We start from the raw sequence: 15,038 nt of genomic DNA, 5'->3' as shown, positions 1-15,038 counted from the left end.
GCCACTCCCCGCCGCGTGCTCCCCCGGACAGAATCGAGGCCATGACCACCGCATTGCTGCTGATCGACGTCCAGCGAGGATTCGACGACGCCGAGTTCTGGGGACCGCGCAACAACCCCGGCGCGGAAGCGAACATGAAGGCGCTGCTGCATGCCTGGCAGGACCGGCGCGACCCGGTCGTGCTCGTGCACCACGATTCGACCACGCCCGGTTCGCCGCTGCGCCCGGGTCAGCCCGGCAACGATTTCAAACCGGAACTCGACGGCGCCCGCCCGGACCTGCTCTTCGGCAAGAAGGTCAACTCGGCGTTCCTGGGAGACGTCGACCTGGACGCCTGGTTCAAGACCCGCGGCATCACGAGCTTCGTGCTGGCCGGGATCCAGACCAACTTCTGCTGCGAAACCACCGCGCGGATGGGCGGAAACCTGGGCTACGACATCACTTTCGCCCTCGACGCGACCTTCACCTTCGACCTGGAAGGCCCGGACGGCACCGTCCTCACCGCCGACGAGCTGTACCGCGCGACCGCGACGAACCTGCACGGCGACCGTTTCGCGACGGTCAAGTCCACCAAGGAGATTCTCACTCTCGATCGATGACGGCGCGCAGGAATTCCTTCGTTCGTTCGTGTTCCGGCGCGGTGAACAACCGATCCGGCGGCGCGTCCTCCAGCACCTGACCACGGTCGAACATCATCACCCGATCCGACACGTCCCGAGCGAACTGCATCTCGTGCGTCACGCACAGGATCGTGATGTCCGTGGTCGAGGCGATTTCCCGGAGCACCCGCAGCACCTCCGCGACCAGTTCCGGGTCCAACGCCGACGTGACCTCGTCCAGCAGCAGCACTTCCGGCCGCATCGCCAACGCGCGAGCGATCGCGACGCGCTGCTGCTGGCCGCCGGAAAGCTGCGTCGGATGCGCGTCCGCCTTGTCCGCGAGGCCGACCAATTCGAGCAGTTCGGTCGCACGCGCCGTCGCGTCCCGCGCGGACAGGCCGAGGGCGCGGATCGGGGCCTCGGTGATGTTCTGCAGGACCCGCATGTTCGGGAAGAGGTTGAACTGCTGGAACACCATCCCGATCGACCGGCGCATCCCGCGCAGGTATTTTTCGTCCGCTGGAACGAGTTTTCCCCGCCGGGGCATGTGGCTCAGCGGCTTGCCGCCGACCTCGATCCGGCCGCCGTCGACCTTCTCCAGGGTCATCAGCAACCGCAGGATGGTCGTCTTGCCGGAACCGCTCGGCCCGATCAGCGAGACGAATTCCCCTGGCGCGACAGTGAAATCGAGGTCGCGCAGCACGGTGGTGCCGCCGAACTTCTTCACCACCTGGTCGAAGCGGATCATCGGTTCATCTGCTGAGTCCAAAACGACGCTCCAGGAATCGCACGAGCAGGGACGCCGGGTAGCTCAGCACGAGGAAGAGCACGCCCGCCAAGGTGAGAGGTTCGACATAGCGGAAATTCAGCGAGCCGACCTCGAACGCGGCGCCGGCGAGGTCGAGCACGCCGATCGCCAGCAGCAGCGGGGTTTCCTTGAACATCGAGATCGTGTAGTTGCCGAGCGCGGGCAGCACCCGCGGGATCGCCTGCGGCAGGATCACCCGCAGCCAGGTGCGCGCCTTCGGCAGGCTGAGCGCGACCGCGGCCTCCCACTGTCCTTTCGGGACAGCGTCGATCCCGGCGCGGTACACCTCGGACGTGTAAGTCGCGTAATGCAGCCCGAGTCCGAGCACGCCCGCGGTCAGCGGCGAGAGCGTCACCCCGAACTGCGGCAGCACGAAGAACAGGAAGAACAACTGGACCAGCAACGGAGTGCTGCGCACGAACTCCACCACCAGCCAGGTCGCCCAGCTGACCGCGCGGATCCGCGACCGCCGGAGGATCGCGAAAACCAAACCCAGCACGTAGGCGAGCAGTGCGCCGAGAACGGTCGCCTCGAACGTCACCAGGAGCCCCTCCAGCACCGAAGGAAGCACCTTCCACAGATAAGCCCAGTCCCAGCTCATGTGCCCGCCCCGCTCAGCACTGCCCGCCGCCGGGCCGGTGCGCGGCCCACTCGCGCGGCCGTCCGCCGTTCCAGCAGTTTCATGCCGCTGCTGATCAGGATCGACAGGACCAGGTAGAACACCAGCACGATCGTCCAGATCAACGCGGCCTGCCCGGTGTAGCGCGTCACCAGGACCTGGCTCGCCTGATAGGTCATCTCGGGCACGGTGATGAAGGTGAGCAGCGCGGTGCCCTTGAGCAGTTGGATGAACAGATTCGTGAACGGCGGCACCATGTCGACCAGCGCCTGCGGCAGGATCACCCGCCGCATCCGCTGCGCCGGCGTGAAGTTGAGCGCGACGCAGCCTTCCCGCTGCTCACGCGGGACCGCTTGCACCGCGCCACGCACGATCTCCGCGCCGTACGCGCCGAAGTTCAAGCCGAGCACCGCGATGCCGGACCACAACGGCAGGATCTGGAAACCGGTGAGCACAGGCAGCGCGAAGTAGATCCAGAACAGCTGGACGACCTCCGACGTCCCGCGCCACACCTCGACGTAGATCCGCGTGACCGCGCGCAGAACGGCGAACCGCGACAGCATCGCCAGCCCGGCGAGGAACGACAGGACGGTGGCGACCAGGATGCCGCCGACTGTCGCCTCGACCGTCAGCAACAGTCCGTTCGCGACGGTGGAGACGAACAGTCCGAAGTGGTCGAACATCAGCCGTCCACCGCCGTCAGGAACCCGAGCAGAGCTGCTCGGTCGTGACGTCGGCGGGCGGCAGGTTGTCCTTGGTGAAGCCGAACGGCTTGACGATCTCCAGCCATTGGCCGTTCTGGTGCAGCTTCGCCAGTTCGGCGTTGAACGCGTTCACCAGATCGCTGTCGGTCTTGCGGAACACGAAGCCGCCTGCCTGGATCTGTTTCTTGCCCTGCACCTGCGGCACGAACCCGCTCGTGACCTCCAGCGCGGCACCCGGATTCTGCTTGAGCAGCGCCTTCAGCGAAATGTCGGTGAGCGCGCCCGCGTACGCGCGATTCGCCTGCAATGCCTGCAGCATTTGCGGTTGGCCGTCGTAGGTCTGCAGCTGGCTGTCCGGGATCCCGGTCGCCTTCGCCACCTGCTGCTCGACCGTGCCGGACAGCACCGCGAGGTTCACGCCCTTCGCCTTGACGTCCTCGAAATTCAGGACTTGCTTCGGATTCCCTTTCGGCACCAGGAAAGCCGTGGGGGTCACGTAGTCGACCGCGGAGAACGCCGCCTGTTTGCACCGGTCCGGCAGGATCGCCATGCCCGCGGCGACCATGTCGTACTGGCCCGCCGCGAGCGCCGGGATGAGCTGTTTGAATTCGACCTGCGTCGCTTCGACCTTCGCGATGCCGATGTTCTTGAAGACCGCCTTGGCGACCTCAGGCGATTCGCCGGTCACGGTGCCGCCGTCGGTGTAACCGTAGGGGATCTCGCCCGCGATGCCGACCTTGATGGAGCCCGCCTTCTTCGCCCGGTCGAGCGCTCCGCCGCCTTGCCCGCCCGCCTGCGGGGCTTGGGTGCACGCGGCGGCGAACGCGGTTCCGCCCAGCACCACCGCTCCGGACGCCGCCAGCCGGAAGAAGTCCCGTCGCTTCCATTCGTCGTGAACCATGTCGCGGCCCCTTCGCCCTGATCGGGTCACGAACCCGTGACCTGCGATTTCCGGTCACGGCCGGCCAGGGACCCCACCCCGCGAAGCTGGCGGCAGTGACGCCGACAAGGATCGAACGTAGGCACCCGCCGGGGCGCGGTCAAAGATTCTTTTGCGCCCGGTCGGTTCTGTTACCGATTAGAAACGCGCTTCCCGGCACATTTTTCCGGGCGGACGGAAATTGATCATCGAGGATTCCGCCCGGACGCAGCGGCTCCCCGGTAATTCGATCATCCACAGTGGACAAAAATCGGCCGCAGGCCAAGATTGCGCCACTGTAACGGTAATCGATCACCGCGGGGTTTCACGCTGGAGAACCGAACGGCTACGCACCGCTCAATCCGTGCCGTTCGCGAATCAATTCCACGATACCGGCCATGATGTCGGTCAATTCGTAGTCCTTGGGCGTGAACACCCGCGCGATCCCGCGTTCGGTCAGCAGCGCGGCGTCGTCCGGCGGGATGATGCCCCCGACGATCACCGGGATGTCCCCGGCCCCGGCCGCGCGCAGGCCGTCGACCACCAGCGGCACGACCTCCAGATGCGACCCGGACAGCACCGACAGCCCGACGACGTGCACGCCCTCCTGCACCGCGGCCGCGACGATCTGGTCCGGGGTCAGCCGGATGCCCTGGTAGATCACCTCGAACCCGACGTCGCGAGCCCGCACCGCGACCTGCTCGGCACCATTGGAGTGTCCGTCCAGCCCGGGTTTCCCGACGAGAATCCGCAGCCGCTCGCCGAGTTCGGTTTCGGTGCGGCGCACCAGTTCCCGGACGCGCTCCAGTTCCGGATTGCCCTGCCCGGCCGCCGAAGCCGCGGAAACGCCCGTCGGCGCCCGGTATTCCCCGAACACCTCGCGCAGCGCGCCCGACCATTCCCCGGTCGTCACGCCCGCCCGCGCACAGTCCACAGTGGCCTCGAACAGATTGTCCGAAGTGGACGCTTTCGCCTTCAGCGCGGCGAGCGCCTTCGCCACCGCGGCGTTGTCCCGTTCCTCGCGCCACTTTTCCACCGCGGCGACCGCGGCCTTCTCCACCGCCGGGTCGATCGTCTCGATCGCCTTGGCCCCCTCCGCCTGCAACGGCGACGGCTCAGTGGTCTCGAACTTGTTGACCCCCACCAGAATTCGCTCGCCGTTCTCCATCCCCCGCCGGTACTCCGCGAGCGACGAAACCAGCTGCGACTTCATGTAACCGCTCTCGACGGCAGCCACCGCACCGCCAAGGTCCTGCACCCGCGCGATCTCCTCGCGCGCGCCGGAAACGATCTCGTCGACCTTCGCCTGCACCACGTGCGAACCGTCGAAAATGTCCTCGTACTCCAGCAGATCCGTCTCGAACGCGAGCACCTGCTGCATCCGCAGCGCCCATTGCTGATCCCACGGCCGAGGCAGCCCCAGCGCCTCATTCCACGCAGGCAGCTGAATCGCCCGCGCCCGTGAACCCCGCGACAGCGACACGGCCAGCATCTCCAGCACGATCCGCTGGACGTTGTTCTCCGGCTGCGCCTCGGTGAGCCCGAGCGAGTTCACCTGCACGCCGTACCGCAGCCGTCGCGCCTTCGGGTTCTCGACGCCGTAGCGCTCGCGCGTCAGCTCGTCCCACAGCTGCGTGAACGCGCGCATCTTGCACATCTCTTCGACGAACCGGACGCCCGCGTTGACGAAGAACGAGATCCGCGCGACGACCTTCTCCATGTCGGCCTGGTCGACCTGCCCGGAGTCGCGTACCGCGTCGAGCACGGCGATCGCGGTGCACAGCGCGTACGCGACCTCCTGCGTCGGCGTCGCGCCCGCTTCCTGCAGGTGGTAGCTGCAGATGTTGATCGGGTTCCACTTCGGCACGTGGTGCACGGTCCACGCGATCATGTCGGTGATCAGCCGGAGGCTCGGCCCGGGCGGGAAAATGTAGGTGCCGCGGGAGAGGTACTCCTTGATGATGTCGTTCTGCGTGGTGCCGGTGAGCTTGGCCAGCACCTCGTCGACGTCGCGGCCCTCGGCTTCGGCCTGTTCGCGCGCCACCGAGACGTAGAGCGCGAGCAGCCACATCGCGGGCGCGTTGATGGTCATCGAGGTGTTCGCCTCGGCGAGCGGGATGCCGTCGAACAGCTGCCGCATGTCGCCGATGTGCGACACCGGCACGCCGACCTTGCCGACCTCGCCGCGCGCGAGCACGTGGTCCGGGTCGTAGCCGGTCTGCGTCGGCAGGTCGAAGGCGACCGACAGCCCGGTCTGCCCCTTGGCGAGGTTCCGGCGGTACAGCTCGTTGGACGCGGCGGCGGACGAATGACCCGCGTAGGTGCGCATCACCCAGGGCCGGTCGCGCTCGTGGTCGGTGGGGTACGGCACGGTGCACCTCTCTTCGCCGAGACGACCGCCCGAGTGTACCCGCCGGTAACTTAATCGGCGGAGTGGATTCGGCCACTCCCGGGTGAAGCCCCGGGCCGGACGACCACTACCCCGCGGTCGAGGTCGACGGTACCCAGCGGAGGAGCTCCCTGCGCGTCCTCCTCGAGGGTCATCTCCACTGAATCCCGGTGCTCGAGCTCATTGCGCTTGGTGCCGTAGAGGAACGCGGTGACCTCGTCGAGGTACGTCGAGGACAATCGCGCCTTGAGCCGGGACGGTTTCTTCTTCCGCCGCAGCTCCCATCCGCCGACGATCAGCAGCACGATGGTGGCGACCGGCAGCGCGAGACCCAGCAAGGTCAGCAGCATGTTTCACCCAACGACCGGGGCGCGCGAAGCGTTCCGGGCGATCAGCTCCGCGACGTGCTCCGCTTCCTCGATCGCGAGCAGTTCGGGCAGCATCATGGAGGGCGACGACTGCACCCGGTACTGCTGATCGCGCAGAGTGGGCCGGAAGTCGACGGTGCCGGTGCCGTGGTCGAGCACTCGCGGTTCGCGCAGCTCCGGATGCCAGATCCAGCGGAACTCGATGCCGCCCGGACGGTCGGCGACGAAAATGAGCCTGCGATCGGTCACCAGGTAAGTCAGCACCCCGAGCAGCAGCTTCCGCTGCCGGTTCCGCTCGGCGGACAGTCCGGTCAGCATGCCGAAGAAGCCCCGGGACCAGTGCGACCCACCACCGCTACGACGTAGCCGTGATAATCGCGGTAACGCCGCACGAACCGCTGGGGCCGCCCGGACCAGAGCAGCTGTTCGCCTTCGGCCAGTGGGTACATGACGCCCTCCTCGCTCCCGGAGAGAGCACGCCGCCTGGTTCGACTGGGTTGCCCGGCTGGCCGGAGTCAGCTGGATGTTCAGCCCGACGGCTGGAGAGCGCGGAGTGTTCGAGCGATCAGTTCGGCGACGTGCTCCGGCTCCTCGATCGCGATCAGTTCAGGCGTCATTGTCGTCAGCGACGACTGCGCCTGGAACTTCTGGTCGCGCAACCGAACACGCGAGGGCCCCTTGAAGCTGACGGTGCCGGTCCCGTCGCCGTGGTCGCGCACCCGCGGCTCGTCCAGGTCGGGAAGCCACACCCAGCGGAACTCGACGCCGCCCGGACGGTCGGCGACGAAGACGAGCCTGCGATCGGTCACCACGTAAGTCAGCACCCCGAGCAGCAGCTTTCGCTGCCGGTTCCGTTCGGCGGTCTGCGCGACCGCCGCGCCGAAGAAGCCCGGCCACAGCGCAAGGACGGCGGGCTCCATGCCGAGCTTCACGGTGGCGAAAACGCCTAGCGCGCCAAGCGCGGCGAAGCCCACCGTCGCTGCGACGTACCCGTGAAAGTCCGCGTACCGACGCGGGTACCGCTGCGGCCGCCCGGACCAGAGCAGGTGCTCGCCTTCTGCCAGTGGAAACATGTCGCCCCCCTCTTACCGAAGAGAGCACGCCGTCCGGTTCGCCCAGGTTGCCGAACCGGTGTGACGGAAATCCGCGAGACGGCGGCCGGTCCGGGATCTACCGTGGTCAGACGTGACGTGGAGCGGGTACGGCAGTTATCTGGTGATCGTGGTTCTCATCGTGCTCGCGCCGGGGCCGGACACGATGGTGATGCTGAAGAACGCCCTGTCCGGCGGCGCGCGCGGCGGCTTGCTGGCCACAGCGGGCATCTTCGCCGGCAACGCGGTGCAGGGCACGGCCGCGGCGCTCGGGCTCGGCGTCGTGATCGCCCGTTCGCAGCCGGTGTTCCTCACGCTCAAGTGGCTCGGTGCCGCATACCTCCTGTTCCTCGGCTTCCAAGCGCTGCGCGGCGCCTGGCGCGGCAACTACGACGCGGTCGCCGACACCCAGCGCAAGCGCACCAGCGGCTTCCGGCGGTGGCGCGAAGGGTTCCTCTCGAACATCACGAACCCCAAGGTGCTGGTGCTGTACCTGTCGGTGCTACCGCAGTTCCTCGACCCGGTGCGCACGACGACCTGGGACGCACTGGTGCTCGCGTACACGGTCGCCGTGCTGGGCACGATCTGGCTCCTGGTGCTGCTGTTCTTCGTGCACCGGGTCCGCGCGTGGCTCAGCCGCCGCAAGGTCCGCCGCGCGCTGGACGGGGTGACCGGCACCGCGCTGGTCGGGTTCGGCGCGGCGCTGGCCCTCGAATCCTCGTGAGCGTTGGCGGACGAGGGAGTGTCCGCGATGTCCTGAGACATCAGCTGTCGGCGACGTCCTGATACTCAGCAGCCGGTGAGAACCGGCGTCAACACTCACGAGAACTCACAGCACGTCGTCCAGCCAGTCATAGATCCGGCCGCTCGCGAGCCGCATCGCGCCGACGTGGCAGTGTGCGTCCGCGCCCTCCTCCGCGGTGAAGTTCAGCAGCTTCTTCGGGCCGCTGATCCGGTCGTACAGCTGCTGCGGCTGGCCGGTGAAGAACAGGTCCTCCGGGGCGTCGCAGATCAGCGCCGGGCACGTGATGCGCTCGGCAACGCCGTCGTAGAGGTTGTACTCGAGGTACTTCGCCAGGAACTCGCGATCGGTCGCACCGCCCATCACGTAGCGGCCGTGGCCCAGTGCCCACCGGACGGTCGGGTTCTGCTCCTTCGCGCCGGCTAGAAAGGCGTCCAGTTCAGGGTCCTCCGGTGCGTTCGCGCGGCGGACGATCTCGTCGCGGTCCCACGGGAGTTGCTGCACGAAAGCCGCACCGGCGTCGAAGAGCCCGTCCACGGCGACGACGGCCGACAGCCGCGGTTCGAACGCGGCGGCGCGCGGCGCGAGCATCCCGCCGAGGCTCCAGCCGATCAGGGCGACCTTGTCCGGGAGCACGCCGGGGAGAGCGAGGGCGTAGTCGAGCACCTGGCCGACGACGTGCTCCCAGTCCGGGCGGAACAGCATCCCGTCGCGGTGGACGGCGCTCGGCTGGCCGGGACCGTCGAAGGTCAGCACGTGATAGCCGCGTTCCTGGCCCGCGGTCGCGCCCATGAAGTGCAGATCCTCGGCGCTGCCGTCGAAACCGTTGTGCGCCACCAGAAGCGGCTTCGGGCCGTCGCCGGGAGCGCGGTAGAAGTAGCCGCGCAAGACGTGGCCGTCGTAGGGGATTTCGATCCGTTCGACGTGGTCGAGCGTTTCTATCGCGTTCTGGAAGCACTCGACGTTGCGCTCGTAGGCGTAGTTGATCCGCGGGTCTTCCGGGTTGCCGTGCAAGAAAAACTCGGCACGGCGGTAGTACGTCGAGGCCCGCAGGTACGCGTCGCGTGCGCTGACCGGGTGCATGGTTGCGGCCTCGGCGTAAAGCCGCTCGGCGGTGGCGAGCCACGCGTCGTGCCAGCTGTCGTAGTCACCGGACTTGATGTTCGACGCGATCGCGACGATCTCGCCGAAATCCGCTCCCCCGTACGCGATCTCGCCGAACGCGAGCAAGGTCTCGAACCAGAATTGCGGGTCGTCTTCGAACAGCAGCGGCTTCATCGGATCTCTTCCTTCGCGAAAGTGCGGAAATCACGGGCGGGTCGTCCGACGACCCGCTCGACGGTGTCGGTGACGCGGTCCTCGGCGCCGCCGCGAATCGCCTCGTCCAGCAAGGCGAGCATTTCGGCGTACGACTCGGGGAGCCTGTCGCGGACCAGGAATTGCTGGTACTGCGAGGTGGAAACGGGCTCGTGCACGACCGGATGGCCGAGCCGTTTCCCGACGATCTCGGCGGCCTCGGCGTAGCTGAGCGCGCGCGGACCGGTGATGAGGTGATCGGTGTTGTGCGGTTCCGGGTCGAGCAGCGCGCGGACGGCGACCGCGGCGATGTCGCCGGCGTCGACGAAAGCCACCCGGGCGTCACCGGTCGCGGTGACGATCCGGCCCGCGCGGGCGCTGTCGCCGACCAGATGCCCGGCGGTGAAGTTCTGCATGAACCACGACGGCCGCAGCACCGCCCAGCCCGGCTGACGGCGCACGAGGCCGGGCAGCCCGCCCACTACCGGGGTGTGCTCGTCCACCGCGGACGAACTGAGCAACACCACCCGCGCGTCCGGCGCGTGCTTGAGAAACTCTTCGACGAGCGACTGCGGATCGGCTCCGACTGGGGCGATCAGGTAGACCGCCGAGACCCCGTCCAGCGCCGGACCGTACGTCGCGGGCTCGTCCCAGTCGAACCGGATCTGGCCGGGTTCGACGGGATTCCGGGTCGCCGCGCGCGGCCGCACCCCGGCGGCTTCGAGCCCGCGCACGACGCGGCTGCCGGTGGTGCCGGTGGAGCCGAGCACGAGGACGTCAGACACCCGGCACCCCGAGAACGTCGATCACCGCGAGCGGGCTGAAGTAGTCGCGGTACCGGTGGATCTGGCCGTCCCGGACGGTCAGCACCACGACGTAGCCGAGGCGGTACGGCTTCTGCGTGGCGACCGCGATGCCGGCCAGTTCGAACTCCGCGATCGAGACCTCCGGATCGGTGGTCTGGTGCACGGTCTTGGCGGCGACCTCGCGGATGTCGAACAGGTTCGGGTAGTTGCGCAGGTACTCGGCCAGTGCGGCGCGGCCTTCGACCCGCCCGGGCTCACCGGGCGCGGCGAACGGGAACTCGAGCACGGCGTCCTCGGCGAACAACTGCACGAATCCGGCCATGTCGTGCTGGACCAGCAGGTCGAGCGCGTGATCGATGAGCTGCATCGAACCCCCTCCTCAGGAATGGACGAGACGGTACCGTCTCATCCACAACGTACACGGGACGGTACCGTCTCGTCCACACGCTATGCTGATCGCCATGACGACCCGCCGGACGCCGACCGGAGCTGCCGTTCTGCAGCCCGACGTCACCTACGCCATCACCGAAGCCGTGATCGACGAACTGGCCGACCACGGCTTCGGCAGGCTGTCGATGGAAGCGGTCGCGAAACGCGCGGGCGTCGGGAAGAGCGCGCTGTACCGGCGCTGGCCGTCGAAAGACGAAATGATCGGCGCGGTCATCGCGGAATTCAGCGTGGCGCGCGCGGTGGACCCGGACACCGGCAGCCTGCGCGGCGATATCCGGGCCTCGCTGGAAGCGCTCTGCGAATGGATCACGCATCCGCGGTTTTCGCGGATCTTCCCCGGGCTGATCGCGGAAGCCCGCCGGAACCCGGCCATGGCCGAATTCGCCCGCCTGACGATCGGCGGCCCTCGGCGGGCGGTCAACCGGGCGGTGTTCACGAGAGCGATCGAGCGCGGGGAGATCCCGGCGGACACGGATATCGAACTGGCGCTGGATATGGGCGCCGGAATCGTTTACTGGCGGCTGATCGTGCGCGGGGTTCCGGCGGAGGAGGGGTATTTGGACCAGGTGACGGATTTGGTGGTGCGGGCGTTGAGCGCGTAACCGGCGTTACAGCAGGGCTTTCAGTTCCAGCGACACTTCGACCGGAGTGGCGACCTGGAAGGTGCCCTGGTGCGCGCCGGTCGGGACGTACGAGCGGGTGGTCGCGTCGAGTCGGTAGCAGAAGACGGTAAGCCCGCCGACCTCGTCGGTGGTGTTCTCGACCCGCCAGAACTGCGGAATCCCGGCGGCCGCGTACTCAGCGGGTTTGTCGAGCTGATCGACAGTGATCGATCCTGGCGACATCACCTCGACAACGAGGCGGCAGTGCTCCGGGCGCAGCACTGCGTCGGTGGGCAGATCAGCGTCGTAGACGACCAAGTCCGGACGCCGGTTCAGCAACGGGACATCGCGCAGTCGGAGGTCGACGTCGAACTCTACGGCGAGCTCGCTGCCGCAGGCCGATTCGAGTTCGTAAGACAGCCTCCGAATGATTCTCTGATGCCTTCGCGACCGCATCGGCCGAGCACGGATTACCCCGTCGACGACCTCGACGTCGCGGCAGCTTTCTTCGTCCCGCTCCGCGTAGTCGCCTGCGGAGCACCCGTCGCTCAAGCCCGCTCCGGCTCCCCCGTCACCCGCTCGATCCGGGCGCCCAGCCGGTTCAGGTTTTCCACGAAATGCGGGTACCCGCGGTCGATGTGGAACACGTCCCACACCTCGGTCACGCCGTCCGCGCACAGTCCGGCCAGCACCAGCCCGGCCCCGGCGCGGATGTCCGACGCCCACACCGGCGCGCTCGACAGCTTCTCCACGCCCCGGACCACCGCGTGGTGGCCGTCCGTGCGGGCGTCGCCGGACAGCCGGATCATCTCTTCGATGAACCGGAACCGGGCCTCGTACACGTTCTCGGTGATCATCGACGTGCCCTCGGACACCGCCGACAGCGCGACCGCGAACGGCTGCAGGTCGGTGGCGAAACCGGGGTACGGCAGCGTCACCCAGTCGACCGCCTTCGGGCGTTCCGGCTGGACGACGCGGAAGCCCTTGTCGTCGTAGGTGGTCACCTCCGCGCCGGCCAGGCGCAGTTTGTCCAGGACCAGGTCGAGGTGGTGCGGGTTCACGCCGCGCACGGTCAGGTCGCCGCGGGTCATCGCGGCGGCGAACGCCCAGGTCGCGCCGACGATGCGGTCGCCGATCACGCGGTGTTCGGTCGGGTGCAGCGTCTCGACGCCGTGGACGGTGAGCGTCGAGGTGCCCGCGCCCTCGATCTTCGCGCCCATCTCGGTCAGCATCGTGCAGATGTCGGCGATTTCCGGCTCGCGGGCGGCGTTGTCGATCACCGTCGTGCCCTCGGCCAGCACGGCCGCCATCAGGATGTTCTCGGTCGCGCCGACGCTCGGGAAGTCCAGCCAGATCTGGGTGCCCACCAGCGTCTCGGCCTTCGCGACGACGCAGCCGTGCTCGATGGTGCTCGTCGCGCCGAGCTTGCGGAGACCGTTCTGGTGCATGTCGAGGGGACGCTGGCCGATCGCGTCGCCGCCGGGCAGCGCGACGACCGCCTGCTTCAGCCTGCCGACCAGCGGGCCCAGCACGCACACCGAGGCGCGCAGCTTGCCCATCGCCGCCGAATCGGCGCGGTGCGACAGCTCCGCGGGCGTCGTGATGCGCGCCGTGTCGCCCTCGATCTCCACCTCGCAGCCGACGCTGCGCAGGACGTCGCCCATCAGCGGGACGTCCAGGATCTGCGGGCAGTTCGTGATGGTCGTGGTGCCTTCGGCCAGCAGTGCCGCGGCCATCAGTTTCAGCACGCTGTTCTTCGCGCCGACCACGTCGACCTCGCCGACCAGCCGGGCTCCGCCATGCACGTCGAAGTGCTCGCTCATGGCCGCCAATCATGCCCTCTCGCCCAGTTTTGCCCGAACCCGGGCCGGTAGAGTCGAACGTATGGTGGTTCGTATCAACCGGGTCTACACGAAGGTCGGCGACAGCGGCACGACCGCGCTCGGCGACGGTTCCCGGGTGCCCAAGACTTCGGCCCGGCTGTCCGCCTACGCCGACACCGACGAGGCCAATTCCGTGCTCGGCCTGGCGATCGCGCTCGGCGGGCTCACCGACGAGATCGCCGCCGTGCTGCGCCGGATCCAGAACGACCTCTTCGACGTCGGCGCGGACCTGTGCCTGCCGATCCAGGAAGACCCGCCGTACGAGCCGCTGCGCATCACCGAGGCGTATCTGGAACGGCTCGAAGGCTGGTGCGACGAGTTCAACGAGCGGCTGCCGAAGCTCACGTCGTTCATCCTCCCGGGCGGCACCCCGGGCGCGGCGTTCCTGCACCAGGCGCGCACGGTCTCCCGCCGCGCGGAACGGTCCGCGTGGGCGCTGATGGACGCCGAGCCGGACACGTCCAACCCGATCGCGGCCAAGTACCTCAACCGGCTCTCGGACCTGCTGTTCATCCTCGCCCGCCTGGCCAACCCCGAAGGCGACGTGCTGTGGCAGCCGGGCGGCTGATCGCGGCAGGCACCTCCGTCCTGGCGACGGCAGGCCTCGCCGCGGGAGGCTGGGCCGCGCGGAACCGCAAGACGTACGACTGGGCGCTGGCCCGCACCCGGCGAGCCGGATTCACCGAGCACGACGTGGTGGTCAACGGCTCGAAACTGCACTACGCCCAAGGCCCGGCGGGCGACAAGCCGCCGCTGCTGCTGATCCACGGCCAGGCCGTCGACTGGCAGAGCTACGCGCGCGTGCTGCCAGACCTGGCGCGGGACTTCACGGTCTACGCGGTCGACGTCCACGGGCACGGCCAGTCCGCGCGGACGCCGGAGAAGTACACGGCGACCGCGGTCGGCACCGATCTGGGGCGGTTCGTCGAGGAGGTCATCGGCACGCGGGTCGTCGTGTCCGGGCATTCGTCGGGCGGCCAGTTGGCGGCCTGGCTAGCCGGGAACCGGCCGGACCTGGTGAGGGCGGTCGTGCTGGAGGACCCCCCGCTGTTCACCACCCTGCTGCCGCGGGCGGAGAAGACCTGGAACTGGGTCGACCTCGCCACGGCCTGCCACACGTACCTGCAGTCCGGCGAATCCGACTGGGGCGCCTACCTCTTCGCGCACCAGAAGCTCTGGGACTTCTTCGGCGACGGCGCGGAACGCATCATCCGCTCCGGGCTCAAGCGGCGGGAAAAGCATCCGGAGCGGCCAATCACGGTGTTCTTCATGCCGCCGAGCTGGAACGACATGCAGCGCGCGATCGAGCTCTACGACCCGCGGTTCGGGGACGCGTTCTACACCGGTGCCTGGGACGAGGGCTTCGACCACGAGGCGACGCTGCGCAAGATCGAAGCGCCGACGATCTTGATCCACGCGAACTGGAAGTACGGCGAGGACGGCGTCCTTCAGGGGGCGATCGACGCGGAGGACGCGCAGCGGATCGCCTCGCTGATCAACGACGTCGAGATCGTGCGGGTGGACAGCGGACACAACGTGCACGGCGAGAAACCGGCACGGTTCGCGGGAATCGTCCGCTCCGTGCTCTGACTACCGGGCCCAGTTAGCTTCCTGAGCAGCCCAGTAGCGCTCGTAATCGACGTCCCAGGTCGAATCGCGGCCTGGCTCGACAGCCTGGGCCACCGTCAACTCCTCGAGCCGCACCGGCTTAGGCAAGGTCTGCCACCGGCGCGCGCGGTCTTCCCGTTCTCGGGCGTCCATG

19 protein-coding genes are annotated in these 15,038 nt (G+C 68.1%); 5 read left to right on the top strand and 14 right to left on the bottom strand.

Annotated elements, in window-relative coordinates; all coding sequences use genetic code 11:
* Positions 1–41 precede the first annotated feature (41 nt).
* Positions 42–599 (top strand): cysteine hydrolase family protein, encoded by a 558-nt coding sequence (locus DMP23_RS42570; RefSeq protein ID WP_275292990.1) that lies wholly within the window; start codon positions 42–44, stop codon positions 597–599.
* On the opposite strand, the gene ehuA is transcribed toward DMP23_RS42570, so the two are convergent.
* From ehuA to DMP23_RS42530, 8 genes are all read right to left on the bottom strand, one after another.
* On the bottom strand, positions 583–1,347 hold the full coding sequence (gene ehuA, locus DMP23_RS42565) for an ectoine/hydroxyectoine ABC transporter ATP-binding protein EhuA (protein WP_037815335.1): 765 nt from the start codon (positions 1,345–1,347) through the stop codon (positions 583–585). The genes DMP23_RS42570 and ehuA overlap by 17 nt on opposite strands.
* 4 nt (positions 1,348–1,351) lie before the next feature.
* A complete protein-coding gene (ehuD, locus tag DMP23_RS42560) occupies positions 1,352–2,008 on the bottom strand; it encodes an ectoine/hydroxyectoine ABC transporter permease subunit EhuD (protein WP_037815337.1) in 657 nt (218 codons plus the stop codon).
* A complete protein-coding gene (ehuC, locus tag DMP23_RS42555) occupies positions 2,005–2,709 on the bottom strand; it encodes an ectoine/hydroxyectoine ABC transporter permease subunit EhuC (RefSeq protein ID WP_037815339.1) in 705 nt (234 codons plus the stop codon). Before ehuC ends, ehuD begins: the two co-directional genes overlap by 4 nt.
* 16 nt (positions 2,710–2,725) lie before the next feature.
* Positions 2,726–3,631: an ectoine/hydroxyectoine ABC transporter substrate-binding protein EhuB gene (gene ehuB / locus DMP23_RS42550; protein ID WP_337824316.1), complete on the bottom strand. Its 906-nt coding sequence runs from the start codon at positions 3,629–3,631 to the stop codon at positions 2,726–2,728.
* Between the two features lie 364 nt (positions 3,632–3,995).
* On the bottom strand, positions 3,996–6,020 hold the full coding sequence (locus DMP23_RS42545) for a protein meaA (protein WP_308196526.1): 2,025 nt from the start codon (positions 6,018–6,020) through the stop codon (positions 3,996–3,998).
* 50 nt (positions 6,021–6,070) lie between these two features.
* The gene (locus DMP23_RS42540) at positions 6,071–6,388 is read right to left on the bottom strand and encodes a DUF6191 domain-containing protein (protein WP_308196525.1); all 318 of its coding nucleotides are present in this window, start codon (positions 6,386–6,388) and stop codon (positions 6,071–6,073) included.
* Positions 6,389–6,391: 3 nt separating this feature from the next.
* Positions 6,392–6,724, bottom strand: a complete 333-nt coding sequence (locus tag DMP23_RS42535; protein ID WP_337824315.1) for a hypothetical protein — start codon at positions 6,722–6,724, stop codon at positions 6,392–6,394.
* A gap of 209 nt (positions 6,725–6,933) precedes the next feature.
* Complete coding sequence (locus DMP23_RS42530; RefSeq protein WP_337824314.1) at positions 6,934–7,479, bottom strand: hypothetical protein; 546 nt, start codon at positions 7,477–7,479, stop codon at positions 6,934–6,936.
* A 112-nt stretch (positions 7,480–7,591) separates the two neighbouring features.
* Here DMP23_RS42530 and DMP23_RS42525 point away from each other — a divergent pair, with 112 nt between their 5' ends.
* Positions 7,592–8,221, top strand: coding sequence for a LysE family translocator (locus tag DMP23_RS42525; RefSeq protein WP_337824313.1), 630 nt, complete (start codon positions 7,592–7,594; stop codon positions 8,219–8,221).
* A gap of 105 nt (positions 8,222–8,326) precedes the next feature.
* On the opposite strand, the gene DMP23_RS42520 is transcribed toward DMP23_RS42525, so the two are convergent.
* Genes DMP23_RS42520 through DMP23_RS42510 form a run of 3 tightly spaced genes read right to left on the bottom strand, consistent with a single transcriptional unit; the run spans position 8,327 to position 10,708 of the window.
* Positions 8,327–9,517, bottom strand: a complete 1,191-nt coding sequence (locus tag DMP23_RS42520; protein ID WP_337824312.1) for an alpha/beta hydrolase family protein — start codon at positions 9,515–9,517, stop codon at positions 8,327–8,329.
* Positions 9,514–10,320 (bottom strand): NmrA family NAD(P)-binding protein, encoded by an 807-nt coding sequence (locus DMP23_RS42515; RefSeq protein WP_337824311.1) that lies wholly within the window; start codon positions 10,318–10,320, stop codon positions 9,514–9,516. The genes DMP23_RS42520 and DMP23_RS42515 overlap by 4 nt, the downstream gene beginning before the upstream one ends.
* Positions 10,313–10,708 (bottom strand): nuclear transport factor 2 family protein, encoded by a 396-nt coding sequence (locus tag DMP23_RS42510; RefSeq protein ID WP_037815350.1) that lies wholly within the window; start codon positions 10,706–10,708, stop codon positions 10,313–10,315. The genes DMP23_RS42515 and DMP23_RS42510 overlap by 8 nt, the downstream gene beginning before the upstream one ends.
* 94 nt (positions 10,709–10,802) lie before the next feature.
* On the opposite strand from DMP23_RS42510, the gene DMP23_RS42505 reads away from it, so the two are divergent.
* The gene (locus tag DMP23_RS42505; RefSeq protein WP_037815429.1) at positions 10,803–11,393 is read left to right on the top strand and encodes a TetR/AcrR family transcriptional regulator; all 591 of its coding nucleotides are present in this window, start codon (positions 10,803–10,805) and stop codon (positions 11,391–11,393) included.
* 6 nt (positions 11,394–11,399) lie between these two features.
* Here the strand turns inward: DMP23_RS42505 and DMP23_RS42500 are convergent, their stop codons facing one another.
* Both DMP23_RS42500 and murA read right to left on the bottom strand, forming a co-directional pair.
* Positions 11,400–11,945 carry a Uma2 family endonuclease gene (locus DMP23_RS42500; protein WP_337824310.1) on the bottom strand — a complete coding sequence of 182 codons (546 nt, stop codon included), beginning with the start codon at positions 11,943–11,945 and terminating at the stop codon, positions 11,400–11,402.
* Positions 11,942–13,216 carry a UDP-N-acetylglucosamine 1-carboxyvinyltransferase gene (gene murA / locus DMP23_RS42495; RefSeq protein WP_134733901.1) on the bottom strand — a complete coding sequence of 425 codons (1,275 nt, stop codon included), beginning with the start codon at positions 13,214–13,216 and terminating at the stop codon, positions 11,942–11,944. Before murA ends, DMP23_RS42500 begins: the two co-directional genes overlap by 4 nt.
* Positions 13,217–13,277: 61 nt before the next feature.
* Here murA and DMP23_RS42490 point away from each other — a divergent pair, with 61 nt between their 5' ends.
* On the top strand, positions 13,278–13,844 hold the full coding sequence (locus DMP23_RS42490) for a cob(I)yrinic acid a,c-diamide adenosyltransferase (RefSeq protein WP_337824309.1): 567 nt from the start codon (positions 13,278–13,280) through the stop codon (positions 13,842–13,844).
* Entirely contained in the window at positions 13,826–14,866 is a 1,041-nt protein-coding gene (locus tag DMP23_RS42485) for an alpha/beta fold hydrolase (RefSeq protein WP_337824308.1), read from the top strand. The genes DMP23_RS42490 and DMP23_RS42485 overlap by 19 nt, the downstream gene beginning before the upstream one ends.
* Here DMP23_RS42485 and DMP23_RS42480 read toward each other — a convergent pair whose 3' ends face one another.
* Complete coding sequence (locus DMP23_RS42480; protein ID WP_167756599.1) at positions 14,867–15,037, bottom strand: hypothetical protein; 171 nt, start codon at positions 15,035–15,037, stop codon at positions 14,867–14,869. It abuts the gene before it with no gap.
* Position 15,038: the final 1 nt, after the last annotated feature.

The sequence above is a fragment of the Amycolatopsis sp. A1MSW2902 genome, assembly GCF_017312175.1.
Lineage (GTDB): Bacteria > Actinomycetota > Actinomycetes > Mycobacteriales > Pseudonocardiaceae > Amycolatopsis > Amycolatopsis nivea.
This window is presented reverse-complemented; position numbering and strand designations above follow the sequence as displayed.